Annotated in this window: 8 protein-coding genes; 6 read left to right on the forward strand and 2 right to left on the reverse strand. The window is 46.5% G+C overall.

Annotated features, from left to right (window positions below; genetic code table 11):
• Window positions 1–676 (reverse strand): metal ABC transporter substrate-binding protein (locus GY683_RS06065; RefSeq protein WP_297287889.1); only part of this gene is annotated, 676 nt, incomplete at its 3' end.
• A gap of 293 nt (window positions 677–969) precedes the next feature.
• Between GY683_RS06065 and GY683_RS06070 the strand changes: the two genes are divergently transcribed.
• The 6 genes from GY683_RS06070 (at window position 970) to gluQRS (ending at window position 5,483) form a co-directional block, all read left to right on the forward strand.
• A complete protein-coding gene (locus tag GY683_RS06070) occupies window positions 970–1,482 on the forward strand; it encodes a Fur family transcriptional regulator (RefSeq protein ID WP_297287890.1) in 513 nt (170 codons plus the stop codon).
• Window positions 1,466–2,203 (forward strand): metal ABC transporter ATP-binding protein, encoded by a 738-nt coding sequence (locus GY683_RS06075; RefSeq protein ID WP_297287891.1) that lies wholly within the window; start codon window positions 1,466–1,468, stop codon window positions 2,201–2,203. Before GY683_RS06070 ends, GY683_RS06075 begins: the two co-directional genes overlap by 17 nt.
• 6 nt (window positions 2,204–2,209) lie before the next feature.
• Window positions 2,210–3,013 carry a metal ABC transporter permease gene (locus GY683_RS06080; protein WP_297287892.1) on the forward strand — a complete coding sequence of 268 codons (804 nt, stop codon included), beginning with the start codon at window positions 2,210–2,212 and terminating at the stop codon, window positions 3,011–3,013.
• 5 nt (window positions 3,014–3,018) lie between these two features.
• Complete coding sequence (locus GY683_RS06085) at window positions 3,019–3,816, forward strand: metallophosphoesterase (RefSeq protein WP_297287893.1); 798 nt, start codon at window positions 3,019–3,021, stop codon at window positions 3,814–3,816.
• A gap of 260 nt (window positions 3,817–4,076) precedes the next feature.
• Entirely contained in the window at window positions 4,077–4,490 is a 414-nt protein-coding gene (gene dksA, locus GY683_RS06090) for an RNA polymerase-binding protein DksA (protein WP_297287894.1), read from the forward strand.
• Window positions 4,491–4,499: 9 nt separating this feature from the next.
• On the forward strand, window positions 4,500–5,483 hold the full coding sequence (gene gluQRS / locus GY683_RS06095; protein WP_297287896.1) for a tRNA glutamyl-Q(34) synthetase GluQRS: 984 nt from the start codon (window positions 4,500–4,502) through the stop codon (window positions 5,481–5,483).
• Between the two features lie 46 nt (window positions 5,484–5,529).
• Here gluQRS and GY683_RS06100 read toward each other — a convergent pair whose 3' ends face one another.
• On the reverse strand, window positions 5,530–6,693 hold the full coding sequence (locus GY683_RS06100) for an FtsW/RodA/SpoVE family cell cycle protein (protein ID WP_297287895.1): 1,164 nt from the start codon (window positions 6,691–6,693) through the stop codon (window positions 5,530–5,532).
• Window positions 6,694–6,864: the final 171 nt, after the last annotated feature.

Below are 6,864 nucleotides of genomic sequence, written 5' to 3' on the forward strand. Positions count from 1 at the left end.
AGAGCAGACGGATTTGGCTTGCCTTAGGTGATAAGTGATGATCAGGCGTCAGTGCACCAGCAAATTGAAGGTTGGCACTGCGTTCTAGGTATTGAAACGCATCATGATACGCCCAATAAGGCAACGTCTTAGCGCTTAGATTCACCTTGGCGACAGCTTCATCCATGCGCGCTTGGAAGTCCGCAGCATTCTGCGCATATTTTGCTTTATGTTCAGGATTGGCATGCGAATGCACCACAGCCAACGCGCGCACGATGGCCTTGGCGTTCTCAGGTTCTAACCAAATATGCGCATCGAAACTGCCGGGTTGGACAGTACCATCGATATTGCGAAGCGGCAGACGCTCAAAAGCATTAAAATCAAACAGCGAAATTGCATTCGGCGCATCAGACAGCGTATTTACCAAATTCTGCTCAAGCGCTGCGCCAAACCACACAACATAATCACTATCCACAACCAGTTTTTTGGCGCTTGGGCTAAGCTCACCATGATGCCCCACATCGCCAGCATTAAGTAGAACCTTGGCGGGCGCAGCGTCTTTGGTGACTGCATTAGATAGCAGCGCCAATGGGTAATTACTCACACTAACTGTGCCTGCATGAGCAGCGCCTGCTGCCAATAAAGACAGTGCGATGGTGGTTTTTGTAATATTCTTAATGATGGACTTAAATGACATGAAGCACCCTTTTGTGATAACTTTAAATTATTAAAAAATAGGTCGTAAAACTTAGCTTAGCGATTACTGGCTTGTTTTAAAATTGTTATAATATAACATTAATTGGTGATTTTGTCGCCAAATTATTGACAATTTTTCAACAGATTGCAAAACTTTGTCTATGGGCAGCAGTTACATTATAAGGTATAATAGCCCTTCAAATAAATGCTTTATTGGTGATTTAATTTAAAAACGCCGCCAATTTCTCAATAGCCATAATCATAACACGAACAATACAGCCAAAAGATCCCATTATGACTACTGCACACACTCATCACTGCTCATGCGATCATCATCATAATGTCCATCACCACGATATCGAAGAACGCATCAAAGAAGCCAAGGCGCATTGCGAAGCGCAAGGGGTTCGCTTCACACCACTGCGCGAAGAAGTCTATGCGCTTATCTTAGAATCGGACAAGCCGCTAGGCGCTTATGACCTGATCAGCGCATTACAGCTTAGCCGCCAAAATACCGACGTCGCCAGCAAGAACATCGCGCCGCCGACGATTTATCGCTCTTTGGAATTTTTGTTAAACGAAGGACTCATTCATCAGCTTAGCTCATTGAATGCTTATGTGCCCTGCTGTCATCCGCGTTCTAAGCACGCGGCTGCTTTTTTGATTTGTAAATCATGCAACAGCGTCGAAGAGTGCAGCAATCTACCGGTCGATAACATCATGGACTTTGCACAGAATGACGCAAGATTCAATGTTGAAAACACCGTCATCGAACTAAAAGGCATCTGCCGTGACTGCCAAGGCTGAACCCCTACTAAGCCTGACAGACATCGGTTATAAAGTTGGCGATGCCACCTTGTTACATGACATCTCTCTTGATTTGTATTCAGGCGAGATGGTCAGTCTCATTGGTCCAAATGGTGCGGGCAAATCAACACTTGTTAAGCTGATATTGGGTCTGCTAAAGCCTACTTCTGGAAGTATAGACAGTCAAGCGCTTGCGCTGAGTTATGTGCCTCAGCGCTTTAGCGTGCCTGAGATTCTGCCACTCCGCGTACAAGACCTGTTATCCCAAGCCAATCCAAAGCGACTCACCCCCGATCAGAAAACCTTTGTACTTGATAAACTATCTATCAAGCCGCTCATCCATAAACAAATAAGCCATCTGTCAGGCGGCGAGACTCAGCGCGTACTCATGGCGCGCGCACTACTGGACAAGCCTGACCTGCTCATCTTAGATGAGCCGATGCAAGGGCTTGACCCTGAGACAGAAAGTTGGCTTTATCACTTTATTGATGAACTGCCTGATTTTCTAGCTTGTACGATGCTGGTGGTATCGCACGATCTGCACTGGGTGATGAAAGGCTCTAGGCGTGTCATCTGTCTAAACAAACACATCTGCTGTCAAGGTGAGCCCAGCCAGATCGCCATTGCACCTGAATTCACCAGACTGTTTGGGCATTACCAACCCTACATTCACCATCATGATCACTGTCATCATAATGACAGCTGCGAGCACCACGGATAACCGAGCATGACCGACTGGCTACCCATCATCGCACCTGCTTGGATTGCAGGCACATTATTGGCTTTATTATCTGCGCCGCTTGGCTGCTTGGTGCTGTGGCGACGGATGGCTTTTTTTGCCGATACGTTGGCACATGGGGCATTGCTTGGTGTGGCGATTGCTGCATGGCTTAGCTTGCCTGCTGATATTGGCATCATCTTGGTAAGCATGCTCGTCGTGGCAGCACTTGTCTTTATGAATGACAAACGCCTACCTAATGATGCCACTCTGTCCGTCATGGCGGCCATGCTGTTGTGCTTGGGATTATTAACCCTAACCCAACTGACACAGCAGCAGGCGAACGTCCTTGGGTTCTTATTCGGCAATCTGCTTGATGTGGACTGGGCAGATCTACCACGCTTAGCTGTATTAGTAGCGATGGGCGGTGCATTTTTAATATGGATCTGGGGCAAGCAGGTGAAGCTTGCCACTTCAGAGCCTTTGGCGCGCATTGCTGGCATCAGTCCAATACAGCAGCAAGTTTTTTTTATGGGGCTATTGGCTGGGTTTTGCGCCATTGCCCTGCAAGCGGTGGGTAGCCTACTTATCAGCGGGCTGTTGATTCTGCCCGCTCTGAGCGCACGCCTGCTGGCTGCCTCGCCACGCCAAATGGTCATCATCGCGCTTGTCCTAGCTCAGTTTGGGGTGACGGCAGGGATTTGGGGCAGTGTTTATCTTGATGTGCAGACCGGGCTTGCCATCGTGCTGACCTTGGCGGTGGTGTTTTTTATTATTTATATCACTCATAAGCTCACCAAAGCTCAAGCCTAACCATCATGCACATTCGCCATCACTTAGATACTTTCACCATCGCTCAGATCAGCGATTTGCATTTATCTGCGCACGAACCTGCTCACAGCGATAAATTTTTGGCAGTACTTAAGCTTGCCTTAGAGCATAAGCCTGATTTATTACTCCTGACAGGCGACTTGGTGAATGATGGTGATACTCATCTTTATGATTGGTTGTTTGATGAGCTTCAAGAGACTAACGTTCCTTTTGTTTGCTTGGCAGGCAATCATGACATAACGCATGAGATTGGGCATGATTTGCTATTTCACGAACGCCAATTTCTACCCATACAGGCAGATGCTAGGCTAGTGGACACACACCGCCTTGTTATTGAACTGCCTGATGCCTGCTGGCAAATTTTATCAGTAAATTCTGCCGTTCATGGGCAGATTTACGGTCATCTAGATGATGACAAACTGCACTTTCTAAGATCACATCTGGCTAATGGGCTGCCCACCATCATCGCCATGCATCATCATCCACTGCCTGTAGGCTCGGCTTGGATAGATGGTCACATGCTTCAGAACCATGATGCTTTTTGGCAGGCTCTCACGCCTCGCCCTAATACAAAAGCAATCTTATGCGGTCATGTACATCAAGCTCATGAGCTGCCCATACCGACACCATACCCTGCCACACTATACACCTGCCCTGCCACCAGTCGACAGTTTTTACCGCATTATGGTGACTTTAAGCTAGATGACGTACCTGAGGGTTTGCGCTTGATACACATTTATAACAAAGAAAAACTAGCAACTTTAGTCAAAAGAGTGCAAAATTAGGCGCGAATTTTACGGCATAATTAATAAATAATGCACCAATCCCACAAGAAACACTTGTAATTCTTGCTATGTTTTGGCAAACTATGGGGCTTTATGGACTTGCAATAGCTTAAATTGGTCATTTTTTAGTTTTGCTTAGAGGATGCTTTTTGGCTGGATGATTTCCAACGCTGTGGCATTTTTTGTGGCGGTGTATTTGCGCTATTCACATCGCCATTCACCAAGTCGCTTAAGGCGCATTTTGAAGGATAAATCAGCGCATGAACAACAAAACTTTCACCCCCTATGAGCCTGCCAAAGACGAAGAATACATGTCAGACAAGCAGCTTGAGCACTTTCGTTCGCTCTTGTTGGCATGGAAAGGCGAGCTAATGTCTGAAGCTGAGCGCACCAAAGATTACATCAACGAAGAAACGAGCGCGATGGCAGACATCAACGACCGCGCCACTCAAGAAGAAGAGTTCGCGCTTGCCCTGCGCACTCGTGATCGCGAGCGCAAACTCATTCGCAAAATCGACAAATCCATCGCTGAGATCGACACGGGCGATTATGGTTACTGCGAGACCTGCGGCACTGAAATCGGACTAAAACGCCTAGAGGCAAGACCGACCGCCACGCAGTGCATCGACTGCAAAACCTTGTCCGAAATGAAAGAAAAACAAAATCTAGGATAAGGCGTGTCAATCTCCAAACGCCCCATCATCGGACGGTTCGCACCATCACCGACGGGACACTTACACTTAGGCTCGCTCACGACTGCTGTGGCGAGCTTTTGTCATATTAAGGCATTGGGTGGGCAGTGGTTATTGCGCATCGAAGACGTTGATTTTGAACGCTGTAAACAAGCATACAGTCACTCAATACTGGACGATCTAACCCGACTGGGCCTGCATTGGGATGGCGAGATTATCTATCAGTCGCACAGACAGCCCATCTATGATGAGTTCATCAACGACCATCTATCAGCCATCAGCTATGCGTGCCAATGTTCAAGAAAGCAGCTTAGTGAATATTTTCGCACACATCCCAATAAGGCAACACCGCCCATTACCCTAAGCCACACCCTACAAAACCTAAACCAAACCCAAGATCTTAATGCTCCTCCCATCTATCCGCGCTTATGCCTGCATCAGTCGCATGACGGCCAGCATCCTGACAGTAAGATTCGCCTATGCCTGCCTGACGTGGCGACGGCTTTTTATGATGGTATCCAAGGGGTTATTTGGGATAATTCTGCCAAGAGTCTTGGCGATGTCGTTATCAAACGCCAAAATGGCATGATTAATTACATCCTTGCCTGCGCCATTGATGACGGGCTACAGAACATCAGCCACATCATGCGTGGGCTTGACATCATGCCGATGACAGCCGCACAGCTATTCATCAATAAAGCCTGCCAACTGCCGCATGCTGATTATTTCTATCATCTGCCACTACTACACAATAACGACGGTCAAAAGCTATCCAAGCAAAACCTTGCCAAGCCCATCAAAAATGAATACCCAAGCGAATTACTTATTCATGCGCTGCGTTTATTAAGACAACCCATCGCTGACGACATGCAGGACGGCACCGTCGATGATATCCTAACATTTGCCATCAAACACTGGGATAACGCACCACTCATGCACCAAAACAGCCTTGGTATCGCATCAGACAGCCAATAAAAAAGCCAGCGCTTTGGCTGACTTTTTGCTTTGTAATCTACAAATCTTAGAAATTACGGCTTAACCCCATACGGTCGATGCCTTCACTCTCTTTATCAACTTTAAGAATAAAGCCAATCATCATCATATTCACAAGCAGTGCCGAACCACCAAAACTATAAAACGGTAGCGTCAAGCCCTTCGTTGGCAGAATGCCCATGTTCATGCCAGCATTAATAAAAATCTGACCAAAAATTACTGTAGCGAATCCAAACACCATATAGCTTAGACGCAACTGACGACGCTTTAAGGTAACATAGCTGATATGCATGATCGCAGCTACAATGAGCGCTCCTAGCAGCAGTACAAATGACACACCAATAAAGCCCAATTCCTCACCGGTAATCGCTAAGATAAAGTCCGTATGCGCCTCGGGTAGATGCGATAACTTCTGAACACTGTCGCCATAGCCCACACCGCTAAATTCACCTCGACCAAAGGCAATCAAACTTCTAGACAACTGATAATCAGTATCCTGAATGTCATCAAACGGATCCCAAAAAGACATCAGTCGCTCACGTCGATAGTCAGCAAAAGCCATACCAACAGCCATCGTTACACCAACAACCGTCGTAATAAACGCATAATCCCTTAATGGAGCGCCGCTGATAAAGGCGATCACCAATAATGTTGCCACAATCACGGCTGTTGAACCAAAGTCTGGTTGCAAAGCCAATAAGATCACAATGGGCAAATACCACAATAGAAGTCTCCAGCCACCCCATAGACTGCCTCGCATGTCCGCCGAACGTCGAACTACGTATTCAGCTGCCACCATGACCATGACCATCTTGGCAAGTTCTGCCGACTGCAGACTAAAGCCAGCAATGTTCAGCCAACGCTTAGAACCATTAATCGGCACCGCAAATATTGCCGTCAATACCAGGAGCGCCACCACGCCAAGCCAAAGCGCCAAAACATTGCTAAACTTACAATAAATCCGCAAAGGCAGCTTATACACCATATAAGCCGCCACCACACCAAGACCGATATACAAAAGCTGCGACCAAAAGAATCGCATCGGATACAGGTCTTTGGCAAGCGCAAAAGGAATAGAAGCTGAAGCAATCATCAACAAGGACAGCGTTAATAGCAATCCTAGGCTGACCAGAAGTGTCGTGCGCGCTGATGGCAGGTTGAGCGACAGTAGTTTTTGGACGTATTGGGGCATGGTGGCTACTTTGTGATTTTAAATCTAAAAATTAAACGTATTATTATAAACCACTTTTTGATGAATCAAAGAAAATTTCATCAAATTTATGAATTGTTACAAAAGTTCTAAGGTTGCAAATCTAAAACCATGAAAATAAAAAACTTTTTATGATTATCTGGGCAAAATCCA

This window comes from Moraxella sp., from assembly GCF_024227015.1.
Taxonomy (GTDB): Bacteria; Pseudomonadota; Gammaproteobacteria; order Pseudomonadales; family Moraxellaceae; genus Moraxella.